Here is a 16,349-nt window from a genome sequence, read left to right on the forward strand (position 1 = left end):
GGGACGGGTGCGGGACGGGTACGGCCTTCAGCCGCGCGGCCGGTACTCCAGCACCAGCCCGTGGCGTGACTCCTCGACGATCCGGAACAGCGGTGACCGTTTCAGGTCGTCGCGCAGCTTCGCGAAGCCCCCGGCCGGCAGCAGCCCCTCGCCGATGACCGCGCGCTCCTGGGTGGGCGTGAGGATGACGTACGTCGGACGCCCCGCCGGGATGCCGTCCGTGAGGTAACCGGCGGGGTCCTTCAGCATCCTGAGGTTCTCGGACACTTCCTGTTCGGTGAAGAACCAGCGCTCGTAACGGTCGTAGCGGTGGTACGCGCCGGGGAACGAGCCGGTGGCCGCGAGCACGAGCGCGCCCGCGGGGGCCCGCTCGTAGGCCCGCTCGACGAGCGCGACCTCGGCGGGGGGTGTGTAGTGCATGCCCTCCTTGCCGTAGTACGAGGGCAGGAACCCGGCCAGCAGCACGACCAGGACGACCGGCAGCGCGGCCTTCGAGGCGCGCCGGACCAGCCGTCTGCGCCGGTCCGTGCCGCCGCCGCCCATGGCCGGGATCAGCGCGGCCGCCGCGAAGAAGGCCGTACCGGGCAGGCCGAAGAGGTAAACCCGGAACAGCATCTCGCCGCCGTAGTCGTTGACGGCGAACAGCGGTACGGGGGCCGCGGCCGCCAGCAGCAGGGGCAGCGCGCTGCGCGTGAGCCTGCGGCGGAGCAGGACCGCCGCGCCGGCCAGCAGGCCGAGGGTGACCACCATGAGGATGTTGGCGGTGCCGACCAGTTCGGGTCCCGGGCCGGTCGGCTCACCGGCGTATCCGGCCCGGGAGTTGTTCAGGAGGTCACCCGCGGAGTCGCGGAGGGTGCCGAGCGTCTCCAGGAAGAGCACGCGGCCCATCGTGAGGTCCCAGACCAGCATGATGAGCCCGGCGACGATCAGCAGCCCGGCGTTGCGGTAGCGGCGGGTGAGACTGAGCGCGAACAGGGTGACGCACAGCATCACCGGGGTGAGCTGATGCGAGGCGTTGATGGCGGCGACGAGCGGGGCGATGATCACCACCGCGATCGCGCGCTGCCGGGTGCCGGTGGGCGGTGGGACCATGGCGGCGGCCGGGTCGAGACGGTCCCGCGAGCGCAGCGGGCCGGCCGAGCCCGGCCGCACGAAGTGCCGTACGACCACGGCGAAGACGGTGAGGTAGAGCAGGTACGAGAAGCCCTGCGGGGACAGGTAGTCCTGGCCGACCCAGTTGGCGAGCTGGAAGATCCACACGGCGGTCCACACCAGCCGCCAGTCCTCGCTGAATGTGCGGTAGATCAGGACCAGGACCGGCATGGTCAGCAGGCCGAGGGCGATGGGCGCCCAGTTGATGAAGGACGCGGCGCTCTCGACGCCGAAGGCGCGGACGAGTGCGGCGTCGAGTGAGAAGAAGCCGGGCCACTGGTCGTACGCCGACATGCCGCCGGACAGCTTCTGTTCGGGGTGGACGGTTCCCTCGGTGAGCAGCCGCGCGATGACGGCGTCGTGCTTGGAGGCCCAGGCGTAGCGCACCGAGTCGTACAGCAGGGCGGGGGGCGCCTTGAGCGCGCAGAGCATCGCGACGCTGTAGGCGGCGGGCCACCAGGGGGCGGTCCCGGCGCGGCGCAGGCTGAGCAGGAAGCCGGCGGTCAGGACGAGGAGGGAGAGGTAGAACGCGACGGGGAAGCGGTCGAGGAGGCCGTAGTCACCGATGTCGCGGAAGCCGATCCGGGGCAGTGCGTACGCCCACAGGGCGCCGGCGACCACCAACGGCGACCACGCCAGGGGGCTCTGACCGCGCATCAGTCGACGCGGCAGCGACGCCGGGGCGGGCGCCTCCGGTTCGCTCCCGGTCTCCTGGGCAGGGGGTGGCCCGGTGCTCCCTGCGACCGGCGTGGGCACGCGTTGTTGCACTGTGCGACTCCCCCCACTGATGTGGTCGCGGCCGTCACGCCGCTGTCCCCTTCAGCGAAGTATAGGAACGTGCTTCGCTTTTGTACGGCTCTTCGTGCGGTTCTCCGTGGCTCCAGATCCCGCCTAACCGGCGAACACCGGGCCCCGGACCGCCGCGCGGGCCCGGCGGTAGAGCCGCCAGCCGAGCGTGGGCAGCGAGTCCGGATACGGCGCGACCCGGGCACCCTCGCCGGACATCCAGGCCTCGATGTCGGCGACCGTGTGACCACGGCGCAGGATGAGCCGGGCGATGCGGTACGTCTCGTCGGTCTCCGAGCTGAGCGCGTGCCGGACGGCGACCGCCGAGGTGTAGCCGGCGCGGCGGGCGGCGCGGCGGACGGCCGGGCTGTTGTAGCCGTGCGGATAGGCGAGTTGCGTCACCTCGTGCCCGAGCGTGTCCTCCAGGGCCTTCTTGGACTCGGCCAGTTCGTGACGCAGGGCGTCGGCGCCCAGGGTGTCCAGCTGGGGGTGGGTGACCGTGTGGCCGCCGACCTCCATGCCGTACTGCTCCAGCAGCGGCGCCCGGTCCAGCGTCATCATCGGGGCAGGCGGCAGCAGGCTGCGGCCGCCCGGGGTGATCGCGCCGGTGGTGAGGTACGCGGTGGCGGGCAGGCCGCGGCCGGCCAGCGCCTCGGCGGTGGGCCCGGGCAGATCCGCGAATCCGTCGTCGAAGGTGAGGGCGACCGGGCGGGGCGGCAGGGGCGCGCGGCCCGCGAAGTGGTCCGCGAGCGCGCTTACCGGGACGGGCGTGCGGCCGCTCGCGACGACGGCGTCGAGCTGCGCGGCGAAGTCCCGTGGGGTGACGGTGAATTCGGCGATCCAGTCGGGGGGATCGTCCATCACGGCGTGGTAGAGGAGAACGGGGATCCGGTCGCTCATCTCAGCTCTCCTGCCAGGGCAGCGGGATGCGGCGGACGCGGCGGCGGGCGCGGAGGTAGCCGACCGGGCCGTACAGCATGCCCCGGCGCTCCAGCCGGGAGAGGCCGCGCGGCCAGGGGTACGTCTGCCCGCCGTGCTCACCGGGGGCCCTGTCCGGTGCGCCGCCCGCCTCGCGGTAGGCGGTGATCGCGCGGGCGTGCGCGAGGCCGCGGGGAAGCCGGGCGAGCAGGGCGGGCAGCAGGGCGGGGCGGCGGACCAGGACCGCGGTGAGGTAGGCGGTGAGGCCGGCCCCGTAGCCGTACGCCTGGTTCTCCAGGTCCTGCCAGGTCTCCCGGTGGTGGTGCCAGACCAGCGCCTCGGGCGTGTAGCGCAGCCGGTGGCCGGCGGCGAGGATCCGTACGAAGGCGTACAGGTCGTCGCCGCCCCTGGCGGGCGTGCCGGTGCCGGTGGCCGGGTCGAAGCCGCCGACCGCGCGGAGGGCGTCCGCGCGGAAAGCCATGTTGGCGCCGGAGCCGAAGCTTCCGGCGGTGAACGGGAACAGCGGCTCGTCGGCGGGTGGGCGCCGCGGATCGTACGTACGCGCCGCGAAGCCCTTGGCGAAGCCGCCGTGGCTCTCCAGCAGCACCTGGGCAGGAGTGCGCAGCTGGGCAGGGAGGATCAGGCCGGTGACGCAGCCGAGGCCGGGATCGGCGGCGAAGGGCGCGGTCAGGGCGGTGAGCCAGTGCGGGTCGGCGACGACGTCGTCGTCGGTGAACGCGAGCACCTCGCCGCGCGCGGCGGCGACGCCCCGGTTGTGCGCGGCGGCCAGCCCGGGCACGGGCTCGCGGACGTACCGGACGCGGGAGGCGTAGTCCGTCGCGACGAGGTCCCGGGTGGCGGTGGTGACGGGCGCGTTGTCGACGACGACGATCTCGAAGCCGGGGTGGTCCTGCCGGAGCAACGAATCGAGAGCGCGCCGCAGCTGCGCACTGCGCTCACGGGTCGCAACGACAACACTGACGCGGCCGGCCCCCCGGATGACCGCCCCGCCGCCGGGCGACTCGGCGGCGACCGCGCCGAGACCCTCCGCTGCCGCGCCCGCCCGGACGGGCGGGCCGCCGGCGGACGAGTGCCCGGCGGTGCGACTGGCGGGCGGGCCGCCGGCGCGCGAGCGACCAGACCGCCGGATCCGGGCCGCCATGCCACCAGGCGAGCGGGACTCCGCCCGGCCGGCGGCGCGATCCGACTCGGCCGGCCCGTGGCCGGCGGGCGGCGAGCCTTGGCCTCCCGAGGTCGGCGACGCCCCCTTGGCGGGCGAACGGTCGGCAGACCGGCGCCGGTCCGCCCGGCCGTCGGGCAGGCCGCCCGCCCGCTCGGCGGTGCGACCAGGCTCGGCCGGCCCGTGGCCGGCGGGTGGGGCGAGTCCGTCCCGCGCGCCCCCGCTGGGGCCTGCGGGCGAGCCGTCGGTCCACCGGGACCGGTCCGCCTGGCCAACGGCACAATCCGCCTCGGCTGGGCCCGCGGGCGGGGCGCCATGGCTTTCGGGAGCCGGAGGCGTTCCGACGGTTCCCCCCGCGGGCGAGCGACCGGCCGGCCGCGGCCGGTCCGGCCGGCCGGCGGCAGGATCGGCCTCGGCCGGCCCGGGGCCGGCGGGCGGGGCGAGTGCGTCGCGCGCGCGCCCGCTGGGGGCCGCGGGCGCCGTCAGTTGGGTGCTTGCCGCCTGCGCCAGGAACTTGGCCGCGTCTTCGTCCGGGGGGACATGGGTCAGGATCGTGCCGACCGGGCGGCCGTGCAGGCGGATCAGGGCGTACACCTCGCCCCCCGTCACCGGCGGGCCGCCCGGGGCCGGGCGGAAGGACAGGACGTCGCCCGGCAGGCCGTCCAGGTCCAGTTCGGCGACTGCGATACCCCGGTGCATGCGATTCCCCCGTCTCGCAGGTCACTGGCCGCGCAGGCGGGCGGCCCGGTTCAAGGTCCTCGACGCGAACGCGGCCAGCCGCGGCCGGTCCCGTACGAAATCGTGCGCCCGGCGCGACGGCTCGCGGCTCAGCCAGTACAGGGCCGCGCCAGGACCCGGCCGGACCACCGCGCCTTCGTGGACCCGCAGTTCACCCGTCTTGAGCGCGTCCTTGTACTCCGCCGACCCCCGGCCCAGGTCGAGCATGCCGATGCCCTCCGCCGCGGCCGCCTCGGCCATCCGGAGGTGGAGGATCAGGCCCGGCGAGAACTTCGCGAACTCCGGGTCGTACGCCGGAAACCAGCAGGACAGCACCGTGCGCGAGCGCAGACCGAAGTGGGCGGCCACCGGCCGGTCGCCGACGTACAGGACCGACAGCACGCCGGAGCAGCCCGGTGCGCGGGTGTCCGCGAGCAGCCGCACCAGGCGGCTGATCCAGTCCTGCGCGAAGCGGTCCTTGCGGCCGGTGCGCCGGTACTGCGCGGACTTCCAGCGCATCAGCGTGCGCAGCGCCGCCGGATCGCGCTCGTCGAAGACGAACCGCACCGCGTCCGCCTGCCGGCCGAGCTTGCGCTCCTTCGCCGTGGTGGTACGGAAGAACTTGGGTGACTGCTCGCGCAGCACGGCCTCGTACCGCGCGTATCCCCCGCCGACGTCGATCACGGGGGACGCGAAGCCGCGGGCGGCATGCGGGACGAAGAGCCCCTGGTCCGCCTCGAGATTGTCGAAGTCCCAGGCGGACAGCGCGCACGCGCGCAGCAGTTGCCGGGAGTCCAGCCGCAACCCGGGACGGAGCACCGCGCCCTGGCAGTCCGAGACGCCGAGGCCGATCGCCCGGCCGTGCCCCAACGGGCCGTGCTCGTACGGGAAGAATCCGGCCGGCGCGCCGCCCTCCCGCAGCACCGCCACCCGCGCGGCCGGCCGCACCCGCCCGACGGCCAGGGTGAACTCCGGTTCCATGAACGGATTGGCCGGCGCGTCGGCCTTCGCCCGCAGCTCCCGCCAGGCCTCGGTGTCCGCGGCGTCCAGCTCCCCCGGGCTGACCACACGGATGCGTACCTCGCTCAACTCGACCCCCCGGTCTCCCCCATGAGCACGCTGGAAGGGACGGTACCGGCCGGCCCGACGGCCCGGTAGGGCGCGGCGCGGATCTCGTGACCGTCCTGTGAAGAACGGTGCGGCGGGTGGGGACGGTGTGGCAGGAGGGGCGAGCGTACTTCGTCAGGGTGATAACGCCGCACATTCATGGCGAGCGCCGCACGCCGCTCTTAGCCTGGACGCATGACCACACGAGTCCCCATCCGGCAGTTGCAGCAGCACGCCAGCGAACTGATCGACCGCGTGGCTGCCGGCGAACGCGTGGAAATCACCCGGAACGGCCGCCTGATCGCCGTGCTCGGGCCGCCCGACCCCGAACAGCGGGTCATGGAAGACCTGATCCGGACCGGCACGGTGGATCCCGACAACGCTGCCGGGGCCCGCGGCCTCGGCGACTGGGAGCCGTTGCCCGCCCGCCCCGGCGCCCCCTCGAAACTCTCCGAGGTTCTGCTGCAGATGCGCGAGGAAGAGGACCGTTGATCTATCTCGACTCCTGCGCCCTGCTCAAGCTGGTCCTGCCCGAACCGGAGACCGCAGCCCTGCGCACCTTCCTTTCCGCGCGGGCGTCTGAAGGGCATGTCACCTCCGCGCTGGCACAGACGGAAGTGGCCCGTACCCTCGTCCGCGTCGGCGCCGAGCCGGAAGTCGGCGATGCGGCGGAGGAACTGCTCGACCGCCTTCTGCGCATCCGGATCACCGACCCCGTCCTGCGAGCCGCCGGAATGTTCCCGATCCGGCACCTGAGGACACTCGACGCCATCCACTTGGCGAGTGCCGAGTACCTGGAGCAGGCGCTCACCGCCTTCGTCACCTACGACAAACGGCTGGCTGCAGCCGCCTTGGAACGGGGGCTGCCCGTCGAGGCGCCGGGGGCTTGAGGTCAGGACGTGCGCGTGCCCTGCTGCCAGACCGCCGTCACCAGCGGGACTCCCGGCCGGTAGGCCAGGTGGACGTGGCTCGGGGCGTCGAGCAGGGCCAGGTCCGCGCGGGAGCCGGGGGTGATGGTGCCGATGTCCGTGCGGCGCAGTGCCGCGGCGCCGCCCGCCGTGGCCGACCACAGCGCTTCGTCCGGGGTCATGCCCATGTCCCGTACCGCGAGGGCGATGCAGAAGGGCATCGAGCTGGTGAAGGAGGAGCCCGGATTGCAGTCCGTGGACAGCGCGACGGTGACACCCGCGTCGAGCAGGCGGCGGGCGTCGGGCCACTCGGCGCGGGTGGAGAACTCGGCACCGGGCAGCAGCGTGGCGACCGTGTTGCCGCTCGCCAGCGCGTCGACGTCCTGCTGCGTCAGGTGCGTGCAGTGGTCGGCGGAGGCGGCGTCGAGTTCGACCGCGAGCTGGACGCCGGGGCCGTAGCTCAGCTGGTTGGCGTGGACCCGGGGGGTCAGGCCCTTGGCGCGGCCGGCGGTGAGGATGGCGCGGGCCTGGTCCCCGTCGAAGGCGCCCTTCTCGCAGAAGACGTCCACCCAGCGGGCGTACGGGGCGCAGGCGTCGAGCATCTCGCCGGTGACCAGTGCCACGTACGCGGCCGGGTCGTCGGCGTAGTCGGGGGAGACGATGTGCGCGCCGAGGTAGGTGACCTCGTCGGTGTGGGCGGCGGCGATGCGCAGCGCGCGGGCCTCGTCGGCGACGGTCAGCCCGTACCCGGACTTGGTCTCGAAGGTGGTCGTGCCCTGGCGCCGGGCCTCGTGGAGGTACCGCAGCAGGTTCGCCTCCAGGGCCTCGTCGGACGCGGCGCGGGTGGCGGCGACGGTGGTGCGGATGCCGCCGGCGGAGTAACTGCGTCCGGACATCCTCGCGTTGAACTCCGCCGTGCGGTCACCTGCGAAGACGAGGTGTGAGTGGGAGTCGACGAAGCCGGGGATCAGGGCCCGGCCGGCGGCGTCGACCGCGTTGTCAGTGGCGGGTGCTTTGCTTGATTCACCGACCCAGGCCACGCGGTCGCCGTCGATGACGACGGCCGCGTCCTGGATCAGACCGAGGGGGCCTTCACCGAGGGAGGGGTCGTTGGTGACCAGACTGGCGATGTTGCTGATGGCGGTGGTCGTCATCGCGGGGGCCGCTTTCCTGCTGAGGGGGGCGGGGGGCTTGGGGGCGGGAGGCTCGGGGGCGCCCGGCGCCGCCGGGGCGGGGGCGGGGGACGTCAGGCGCGGACCGCCGCGATCGTCTCGGCCAGGGCGGCGGGGACGTCCGGCAGGAGCTGGTGGACCCCGTCGCGGACAATGTGCCGGCCACCCACGATCGTGTGGCGGACATCCGCCGCGGAGGCGGCGAATACGGCGGTCTCGGCGCCCAGCCGGGGCAGCGGTCCCGCGGTTCTGACCGAATCCAGGGCGATGGTCGTGAGATCGGCGAGCGCACCGCGCTCGATGGTGCCCGCGTCGTCCCAGCCCAGCGCGGCGTGGCCGTCGGCGGTGGCCGCGCGGAGCAGGGCGGCCGCGGTCCAGTGGCCGCGGGTGCGGGTGCGCAGGCGTTCGTCGAGTTCCATCGCGCGCGCCTCTTCGAGCAGGTCGATCACGGCGTGGCTGTCGCTGCCGAGCGACAGCGGGCTGCCGGCCCGCTGGAGGCGGACCGCGGGGCCGATGCCGTCGGCCAGGTCCCGTTCGGTGGTGGGGCACATACAGGTGCCGGTCGTCGTACCGCCGAGCAGGGCGATGTCCTCGTCGGTGAGGTGCGTGTTGTGGACGCCCGTCGTGCGCGGGCCCAGGACGCCGTGGTCGGCGAGCAGCCGGGTGGGGGTGCAGCCGTGGGCGGCCAGGCAGGCGTCGTTCTCGGCGGTCTGCTCGGAGAGGTGGACGTGCAGTGGGGCCCGGCGGGCTTCCGCCCACTGCGTTACGGTGGCGAGCTGCCCGGCCGGCACGGCCCGTACGGAGTGGATCGCCGCGCCGATGCGGGCGTGGTCGCTGTCCTTGAGGGCGGAGGCGCGCTCGGCCCAGGCGTCGGCGGTGCCGTCGGAGAAGCGGAGCTGCTGCTGGTTCGGGGGCTCCCCGCTGTGCTTGTTCCTGATGCCTGCGGAGAGGTAAGCCGTGTCGAGCAGGGTGATCCGGATGCCGGCCTCGCCGGCGGCCGCGATCAGTGCCTCGCCCATCGCGTTGGGGTCGTCGTACGGGGTGCCGCCCGGCGCGTGATGCAGGTAGTGGAACTCGCCGACCGACGTGATCCCGGCCAGCGCCATCTCTGCGTACACCGCTCGGGCGAGCGCGTGGTAGGAGTCCGGGGTGAGCCGCGAGGCCACCTGGTACATGACCTCACGCCAGGTCCAGAAGGTGCCGGAGCCGACCTGGACCGTGCCGCGCAGGGCGCGGTGGAAGGCGTGCGAGTGGGCGTTGGCGAGGCCGGGGAGCGTCAGCCCGCGCAGCACCGTCGCGCCCGGGGGCGGTGCGTCGAGGCCCGTGCGGACGGCGGTGATCCGGCCGCCCGCGACCTCGACGGCCACGCCCGGCTCGACCCGGGTGGCGAGCCAGGCGTGCTCCAGCCAGTACGTCGTGGTCACTGTCACCTGCACGCGAGACCTTCCAGTACGTCGGCGAGGGCGAGGACACCGGCGACGCAGTCGTCCTCGCCGGCGAACTCGGCCGGGGAGTGCGAGACGCCGGTGGGGTTCCGTACGAACAGCATGGCGGTCGGGATGGCGGCGGAGAGGATTCCGGCGTCGTGTCCCGCCCCCGTACCCAGCACCGGGATCCGGCCGCCCATGATCCGGTTCAGTTCGTCGCGCAGCGCGTGCTCGAACTCGATCACGGGGGTGAAGGACTCCCGGGTGATCCGGACGTCGACGCCGTCGCGCTCGCCGCGCTCCATCGCCGCCTTCTCGATACCGGCGATGACGGTGTCGAGCGTGCGCTGGTCGGCGGCGCGGGAGTCCAGCCAGCCGCGGACGAGCGACGGGATGGCGTTGACCCCGTTCGGCTCGACGGAGATCTTGCCGAACGTGGCAAGCGCCCCGGCGAGCCGGGCCTCCTGGCGGGCGGCGAGGACCGTCTCGGCGTACGTGAGCATGGGGTCGCGGCGGTCCTCCAGACGGGTGGTGCCCGCGTGGTTGGCCTCGCCGTGGAAGTCGAACCGCCAGCGGCCGTGCGGCCAGATCGCGGAGGCGATGCCGACCGGGTCGCCCGAGAGATCGAGCGCCCTGCCCTGCTCGACGTGCAGCTCGATGAACGCGCCGATACGGGACAGGCGTTCGGGGTCCGGTCCGATGGCGGCGGGGTCGTATCCGGCCCGCTCCATGGCCTGCGGCAGCGAGATGCCGTCGCCGTCGCGCAACTCGTACGCCTTCTCGGGCGTCAGCTGCCCGGCGGTCAGCCGGGAGCCGACGCAGGCGAGCCCGAACCGCGCGCCCTCCTCGTCACCGAAGTTGGTGAGGGCCAGCGGGCGGGTGAACTCCACTCCCCTGTGGCGGAGTTCATCGAGTGCGGCGAAGGAGGACACGACACCGAGCGGCCCGTCGAAGGCGCCGCCGTCGGGTACGGAGTCCAGGTGCGAGCCGGTGACGACGGCGTCCCCGGCGAGGGGGTCGCCGAGCCAGGCCCACTGGTTGCCGTTGCGGTCGACCTCGTACGTCAGGCCGCGGGCCTCGGCCTGGGCCTTGAACCAGGCCCGGCAGTCGGCGTCGGCGGCGGTCCAGGCGTACCGCCGGTATCCGCCGGTGTCGGCGTTGCGGCCGATGGGGCGGAGCTCTGCCCACATCTCGTGGAAGGAAGGAGTGTGCCCCTGTCCCGCCCTTTCCCCGTTTCCCGGGGCTCCGCCCCCGGCCCCGTCACGGGGTCCGGAGGAGCGTCCCGGGGCTCCGCCCCGGACGGCGGCCCGGGGCCCGTCTCCGACGGCGGCTTCGCCGGCCGCCGCCGGGGTGCCGGTCGCGCCGTCAGTGGGCGAGTTCACTCGCCCTCCCGCATCGGGACGCGGACGCCGCGGTCGGTCGCCACCGACTCGGCGATGTCGTAGCCCGCGTCGACGTGCCGGATGACGCCCATGCCCGGGTCGTTGGTGAGCACCCGGCGGATCTTCTCGCCCGCGAGCTTCGTGCCGTCGGCCACCGAGACCTGGCCGGCGTGGATCGAACGGCCCATGCCGACACCGCCACCGTGGTGGAGGGAGACCCACGACGCACCGGAGGCGACGTTGACCATGGCGTTGAGCAGCGGCCAGTCGGCGATCGCGTCGGACCCGTCAAGCATGGCCTCGGTCTCGCGGTACGGGGAGGCGACCGAGCCGCAGTCGAGGTGGTCGCGGCCGATCGCCAGCGGGGCGGCGAGTTCGCCGGACGCCACCATGTCGTTGAAGCGCTCGCCGGCCTTGTCGCGCTCGCCGTAGCCGAGCCAGCAGATGCGCGCGGGCAGGCCCTGGAAGTGGACGCGCTCGCCGGCCATCTTGATCCAGCGGTGCAGCGATTCGTTCTCCGGGAAGAGTTCAAGCATCGCCCGGTCGGTCTTGTGGATGTCCGACGCCTCGCCGGACAGCGCGGCCCAGCGGAACGGGCCCTTGCCCTCACAGAACAACGGCCGGATGTACGCGGGGACGAAGCCGGGGAAGTCGAACGCCCGGCCGTACCCGGCGAGCTGCGCCTCGCCGCGGATGGAGTTGCCGTAGTCGAAGACCTCCGCTCCGGCGTCCATGAAGCCGACCATGGCCTCCACATGGCGGGCCATCGACTCCCGGGCGCGCTGGGTGAAGTCGGCGGGCTTCTCGGCGGCGTACGAGGCCATGTCGTCGAAGTCGACCCCGAGCGGGAGGTACGAAAGCGGGTCGTGCGCCGAGGTCTGGTCGGTCACGATGTCGATCGGGGCGCCCTCGGCGAGCATGCGCGGAAGCAGCTCGGCGGCGTTGCCCAGCAGGCCGATGGAGAGCGGCTTGCGGGCGTCGCGGGCCTCGGTGGCGAGCTGAAGCGCGTGCTCCAGGGAGTCGGCGCGCACGTCCAGGTAGCGGTGCTCGATCCGGCGCTCGATGGCGCGCGGGTCGCAGTCGATACAGATCGCGACGCCGTCGTTCATCGTGACGGCGAGCGGCTGGGCACCGCCCATGCCGCCGAGACCGGCGGTGAGGGTGATGGTGCCGGCCAGGGTGCCGCCGAACCTCTTCGCGGCCACGGCGGCGAACGTCTCGTAGGTGCCCTGGAGGATGCCCTGCGTGCCGATGTAGATCCAGGACCCGGCGGTCATCTGGCCGTACATGGTCAGGCCCAGCTGCTCCAGGCGGCGGAACTCCTCCCAGTTCGCCCAGTCGCCGACGAGGTTGGAGTTGGCGATCAGCACACGCGGCGCCCACTCGTGCGTCTGCATCACGCCGACCGGGCGGCCGGACTGGACGAGCATCGTCTCGTCCTGCTTCAGCGTCCGCAGCGTGCGCACCATGGCGTCGAAGGAGCGCCAGTCACGGGCGGCCTTGCCGGTGCCGCCGTAGACGACGAGCTTGTCGGGGTGCTCGGCGACCTCGGGGTCGAGGTTGTTCTGCAGCATGCGGAGGGCGGCTTCCTGCTGCCATCCCAGGGCGCTCAGTTCCGTACCGCGCGGCGCCCGTACGGGGCGGGGTCCTGACATGGCGATGCCTCCTCCAGTGGTGGTCCTGCTTTGTTGGTCAATCTATTCACATCCTGACTTGCTGAATAGAAGTAGTCAACAGCTGCGCCGCGACCCACCGGATGATTGGCTGGCAGACATGCCCTCACACGCGCGGACGGACGCACCGGAACGTCGGGACCAGGCCGTGCGAGCGGCGGTGGAGCAGGGCCTCCTCACCGGGGCCGAGCCGGTGGTCTGCCTGCTGGACGTGGCCGGAATCCGCGCCTCCGCCGCCGCGCTGCACGCCGCCTTCGAGGCCGTCACCCCGCCCGGCACCAGGATCCTGCACGCCTTCGCGGTGAAGGCCGCCCCGCTGGTACCCGTCCTGCGGCTTCTCTCGGTGTCCGGCATCGGCTGCGAGGTCGCCAGCGCCGGCGAGCTGGCCCTGGCGCGCGCCGCCGGCGTCGGGCCGTCCCGTACCGTCCTCGACTCGCCCGCCAAGACCCACGGCGAGCTGCGTGAGGCGCTCGCGCTCGGCATCGCCGTCAACGCCGACAACCCGCAGGAGCTGGCCCGCCTGGACGCGCTCCGCGCCACCGCCCCCACCGAGTCGCCGCTCGGCCTGCGGGTCAACCCGCAGATCGGGGCCGGCTCGATCGGCGCGCTCTCCACCGCCACCGCGACCTCCAAGTTCGGGGTGGCCCTGCGCGACGAGGGGGCCCGTGCCCGGGTCGTACGCGCCTACCGCGACCGCCCCTGGCTGACCCGGCTGCACACGCACACCGGTTCCCAAGGCGTACCGCTGGAGCTGATGGCCGAGGGCGTACGCCAGGTGTACGAGCTGGCCGAGGAGATCAACGCGGCCGCCGGCCGCCGGCAGATCGACACCGTCGACATCGGCGGCGGGCTGCCCGTCAACTTCGCCTCCGACACCGAGACCCCGACGTTCGCTCAGTACGCCCGCCTGCTCTCGGACACCGTCCCCGGCCTGTTCGACGGCCGCTACGGGCTGGTCACCGAGTTCGGCCGGGCGCTGCTCGCCAAGCACGGCACCGTCCTCGCCCGCGTCGAGTACGCCAAGAGCTCCGGCGGCCGTCCGATCGCGGTGACCCACGCGGGGGTCCAGCTCGCCACCCGTACCGTCTTCGCGCCCGCCTCCTGGCCGCTGCGGATCGCCGCGTACGACGCGAAGGGACTGCCCAAATCCGGGCCGGCCGTCCCGCAGGACGTGGCGGGCCCGGCCTGTTTCGCGGGCGACCTGCTCGCCGAGAGCCGTCCGCTGCCGCTGCTGGAGCCGGGCGACGTGGTGGCGGTGCTGGACACCGGGGCGTACTACTTCGCCAACCCGTTCGCGTACAACAGCCTCGCGCGGCCCGGCATCCACGGCTTCACCACCTCACCGGACCAGTCCTCACCGGACCAGCCGGGCGGCGGGGTGCGCTTCACGACCGTACGGACCCCGCAGACCCTCGACGAGATCGTCGCCGAGTCGGGTGGGGCGCACCCGGACGCCCTGCTGGACACGGACACCTGAGCGGCCGAACAGCAGGCATCACATCCGCCCCACCGGGCAGAACTTCCTCCACACGCCCCCGGGGGAGGTTCGATGTCCACATCCGACGCACCGGCCGCCGCGCCACCGCAGGAGCCCGGGCTCAAGCGGGCGATCGGCCCCAAGCTGCTGATCCTCTTCGTCATCGGCGACATCCTGGGCACCGGGATCTACGCCACCACCGGCAAGGTCGCGGGAAAGGTCGGCGGCGCGCTGTGGCTGCCGTTCGTGATCGGCTTCGTGGTGGCGCTGCTGACCGCCGCGTCGTACGTCGAGCTCGTCGGCAAGTACCCCAGGGCGGCCGGGGCCGCGCTCTACACCCAGAAGGCGTTCAAGGTCCCGTTCCTGACCTTCATCGTCGCCTTCATGGTGATGGCGTCGGGCCTGTCCTCGGCGAGCGCGGCGGCCCGCGCCTTCAGCGGTGACTACCTGGCCGAGTTCACCGACGTCGTGCCGCCGACCCTGATCGCGATCCTGTTCATCCTCGCCCTCGCCGCGCTCGCCCTGCGCGGCGTCTCCGAGTCCGTGAAGACCAACGTGGTGCTGACGCTGGTCGAGCTGACCGGACTGGTCATCATCCTGACGATCGGCGCCTACGCGGTGCTCACGGGTGGCGGAGAGCCGTCCCGGCTCGGTGAGTTCCAGGCGACCGGCACGGGATACGTGGTGCTCACCAGCGTCCTGGGCGCCACAGCCCTCGGCTTCTTCGCCTTCGTCGGCTTCGAGGACTCGGTCAACATGGCGGAGGAGACGAAGGACCCGGTGCGCACGTTCCCCCGGGCGATCTTCCTCGGCGTCGCGGTCACCGGCACCATCTACGTCCTGGTGGCGCTGGTCTCCTCGCTGCTCGTCGACTACCGCACGCTGGAGAAGTCCAGCGGCCCCCTGCTGGAGGTCGTCAAGGCGGGCGGGCTCGACTTCCCGCCCAAGGTCTTCGCCCTGATCGCACTGTTCGCCGTCACCAACTCCGCGCTGATCAACATCATGATGGCCTCACGGCTCTGCTACGGCATGGCGAACGAGCGCATCCTGCCGAAGGGCATGGCCCGCGTCCTGCCCCGGCGCCGCACCCCCATCGTCGGCATCGTGTTCGTCTCGCTGCTCGCCATCGGTCTGGTGTCGACGGGTGAGATCGCCGGACTGGGCGACACCACGGCGTTCCTGCTGCTGTGCGTGTTCGCGGTGGTCAACGTCGCCGTCCTGGTGCTGCGCCGCGACCCGGTCGACCACGCACACTTCCGTACGCCGACGGCACTGCCCGTGCTCGGCGCGATCACCGCGATCATCCTGGCGAGCCCGCTCGCCGACCGTCCGGCGGACGTCTACATCCGGGCGGGGGTGCTGCTGGCGATCGGGATCGGGCTGTGGGTGGTCAACAAACTGGTACTGAAGGCGCGCGGCGAGGAGTAGGACCGAGCCGAGCAGGAACAGCGACCCCGAGCAGCCCCCGGCGGCGACCGCGCGCTACTCGACGAACAGCCCCCGGGCCGCCGCCTTCGTGTCGAACTCCTCCAGCCGCGCCTGCGCGTCCGGCAGGTCGTCGCACATCGCCTCCAGCAGCACCCGCCCCAGCAGCATCGGCGCGCACGCCGTGTCGAAGGCCAGGCCCGTGCCGACCGCCGCCGGAATCAGCAGGTCCGAGTGCTTGGCGACCGGCGCGAACGCGGAGTCCGCGACCGTGACCACCTTCAGGCCGGCCGACTGCGCGTGCACGAGCGCGTCAACGACCTCCCGCGGATGGCGTGGCAGCGCGAAGCACAGCAGCGCGGTCGCCCCCGCGCGCACCGCCGCGTCGATCCGGTCGGCCAGCATCGAGCCGCCCTCGTCCAGCAGCCGTACGTCCGGGTGGACCTTGCCCGCGAAGTACGCGAAGCCGCGCGCCTGGGACGAGGCGGCCCGCAGGCCGAGTACGGGCAGCGGCCGGGAGGCGGCGAGCAGCCGGCCCGCCTCCTCGACCGGCTCCGGGTCGGCGAGCAGCGAGGCGAGATGCCGCAGGTTCTCGATCTCGGCGTGGACGGCCTGCTGGTACTCGTTGGGCGCGTCGGCGGTGGCGACGGCCGGCTCTGCCGGAGCCACCTCCCGCAGGTGCTTGCGCAGCGCCGGATAGCCGTCGAAGCCGAGCGCGACCGCGAAGCGGGTGACCGAGGGCTGGCTGACGCCCGCCAGCTCCGCGACCTCGACACTCGACAGGAACGGCGCGTCGGCGACGCTGCGCACCATGCAGTGCGCGATCCGCCGCTGGGTCGGGGTGAGCCGGCGGCCCTCGAAGAGCTGCTGCAGACGCGCGGCCGGACTGTCGTTCATGCCATCCCCCTTCGGCGACATCACGCCTCCTATCGGCACCTATTCAGTCGCATTGCTCTCTGCATGACCATATGCAGGCTGCCGCGAGCCGGGCAAGGGCTCCCTGACGGCCCAACCCAAGTGGCAGT

The 16,349-nt window shown here is 73.1% G+C and carries 13 protein-coding genes; 4 read left to right on the plus strand and 9 right to left on the minus strand.

From position 1 onward, the window contains the following. Positions 1–27: 27 nt before the first annotated feature. From ACWV17_RS07200 to ACWV17_RS07215, 4 genes are all read right to left on the minus strand, one after another. Positions 28–1,809, minus strand: a complete 1,782-nt coding sequence (locus tag ACWV17_RS07200) for a hypothetical protein (protein ID WP_455358957.1) — start codon at positions 1,807–1,809, stop codon at positions 28–30. Between the two features lie 234 nt (positions 1,810–2,043). Next, positions 2,044–2,838: a polysaccharide deacetylase family protein gene (locus ACWV17_RS07205; RefSeq protein WP_455358958.1), complete on the minus strand. Its 795-nt coding sequence runs from the start codon at positions 2,836–2,838 to the stop codon at positions 2,044–2,046. 1 nt (position 2,839) lies between these two features. After that, entirely contained in the window at positions 2,840–4,018 is a 1,179-nt protein-coding gene (locus tag ACWV17_RS07210; protein WP_455359073.1) for a glycosyltransferase, read from the minus strand. Positions 4,019–4,756: 738 nt separating this feature from the next. Next, a complete protein-coding gene (locus tag ACWV17_RS07215; RefSeq protein ID WP_455358959.1) occupies positions 4,757–5,842 on the minus strand; it encodes a GNAT family N-acetyltransferase in 1,086 nt (361 codons plus the stop codon). A gap of 213 nt (positions 5,843–6,055) precedes the next feature. Here ACWV17_RS07215 and ACWV17_RS07220 point away from each other — a divergent pair, with 213 nt between their 5' ends. Together ACWV17_RS07220 and ACWV17_RS07225 are read left to right on the plus strand one after the other, a co-directional pair. After that, positions 6,056–6,352, plus strand: coding sequence for a type II toxin-antitoxin system Phd/YefM family antitoxin (locus ACWV17_RS07220; protein WP_455351414.1), 297 nt, complete (start codon positions 6,056–6,058; stop codon positions 6,350–6,352). Then, complete coding sequence (locus tag ACWV17_RS07225; RefSeq protein ID WP_455351413.1) at positions 6,349–6,750, plus strand: type II toxin-antitoxin system VapC family toxin; 402 nt, start codon at positions 6,349–6,351, stop codon at positions 6,748–6,750. Before ACWV17_RS07220 ends, ACWV17_RS07225 begins: the two co-directional genes overlap by 4 nt. 2 nt (positions 6,751–6,752) lie before the next feature. On the opposite strand, the gene hutI is transcribed toward ACWV17_RS07225, so the two are convergent. The 4 genes from hutI to hutU form a co-directional block, all read right to left on the minus strand. Then, entirely contained in the window at positions 6,753–7,922 is a 1,170-nt protein-coding gene (hutI, locus tag ACWV17_RS07230) for an imidazolonepropionase (RefSeq protein WP_455358960.1), read from the minus strand. 92 nt (positions 7,923–8,014) lie between these two features. Next, positions 8,015–9,370 carry a formimidoylglutamate deiminase gene (locus tag ACWV17_RS07235; RefSeq protein ID WP_455358961.1) on the minus strand — a complete coding sequence of 452 codons (1,356 nt, stop codon included), beginning with the start codon at positions 9,368–9,370 and terminating at the stop codon, positions 8,015–8,017. Next, positions 9,367–10,557 carry an allantoate amidohydrolase gene (locus ACWV17_RS07240; protein WP_455358962.1) on the minus strand — a complete coding sequence of 397 codons (1,191 nt, stop codon included), beginning with the start codon at positions 10,555–10,557 and terminating at the stop codon, positions 9,367–9,369. Before ACWV17_RS07240 ends, ACWV17_RS07235 begins: the two co-directional genes overlap by 4 nt. 188 nt (positions 10,558–10,745) lie before the next feature. Then, entirely contained in the window at positions 10,746–12,404 is a 1,659-nt protein-coding gene (gene hutU / locus ACWV17_RS07245) for a urocanate hydratase (protein ID WP_455358963.1), read from the minus strand. 118 nt (positions 12,405–12,522) lie between these two features. Between hutU and ACWV17_RS07250 the strand changes: the two genes are divergently transcribed. Together ACWV17_RS07250 and ACWV17_RS07255 are read left to right on the plus strand one after the other, a co-directional pair. Then, a complete protein-coding gene (locus ACWV17_RS07250; protein ID WP_455358964.1) occupies positions 12,523–13,899 on the plus strand; it encodes a diaminopimelate decarboxylase in 1,377 nt (458 codons plus the stop codon). Between the two features lie 72 nt (positions 13,900–13,971). Then, complete coding sequence (locus ACWV17_RS07255) at positions 13,972–15,327, plus strand: APC family permease (protein ID WP_455358965.1); 1,356 nt, start codon at positions 13,972–13,974, stop codon at positions 15,325–15,327. A gap of 54 nt (positions 15,328–15,381) precedes the next feature. Here the strand turns inward: ACWV17_RS07255 and ACWV17_RS07260 are convergent, their stop codons facing one another. Next, positions 15,382–16,221 carry a MurR/RpiR family transcriptional regulator gene (locus ACWV17_RS07260; protein ID WP_455358966.1) on the minus strand — a complete coding sequence of 280 codons (840 nt, stop codon included), beginning with the start codon at positions 16,219–16,221 and terminating at the stop codon, positions 15,382–15,384. Between the last annotated feature and the right edge of the window lie 128 nt (positions 16,222–16,349).

This window comes from Streptomyces mabaensis (genome assembly GCF_053763515.1).

Bases quoted from the DNA above. Each gene is read 5' to 3' on its own strand.
- hutU (WP_455358963.1), bottom strand. From the start codon at position 12,404: ATGTCAGGACCCCGCCCCGTACGGGCGCCGCGCGGTACGGAACTGAGC.
- ACWV17_RS07200 (WP_455358957.1), bottom strand. From the start codon at position 1,809: ATGCGCGGTCAGAGCCCCCTGGCGTGGTCGCCGTTGGTGGTCGCCGGC.
- ACWV17_RS07255 (WP_455358965.1), top strand. From the start codon at position 13,972: ATGTCCACATCCGACGCACCGGCCGCCGCGCCACCGCAGGAGCCCGGG.
- ACWV17_RS07220 (WP_455351414.1), top strand. From the start codon at position 6,056: ATGACCACACGAGTCCCCATCCGGCAGTTGCAGCAGCACGCCAGCGAA.
- ACWV17_RS07250 (WP_455358964.1), top strand. From the start codon at position 12,523: ATGCCCTCACACGCGCGGACGGACGCACCGGAACGTCGGGACCAGGCC.
- hutI (WP_455358960.1), bottom strand. From the start codon at position 7,922: ATGACGACCACCGCCATCAGCAACATCGCCAGTCTGGTCACCAACGAC.
- ACWV17_RS07260 (WP_455358966.1), bottom strand. From the start codon at position 16,221: ATGAACGACAGTCCGGCCGCGCGTCTGCAGCAGCTCTTCGAGGGCCGC.
- ACWV17_RS07210 (WP_455359073.1), bottom strand. From the start codon at position 4,018: ATGGCGGCCCGGATCCGGCGGTCTGGTCGCTCGCGCGCCGGCGGCCCG.
- ACWV17_RS07205 (WP_455358958.1), bottom strand. From the start codon at position 2,838: ATGAGCGACCGGATCCCCGTTCTCCTCTACCACGCCGTGATGGACGAT.
- ACWV17_RS07240 (WP_455358962.1), bottom strand. From the start codon at position 10,557: ATGTGGGCAGAGCTCCGCCCCATCGGCCGCAACGCCGACACCGGCGGA.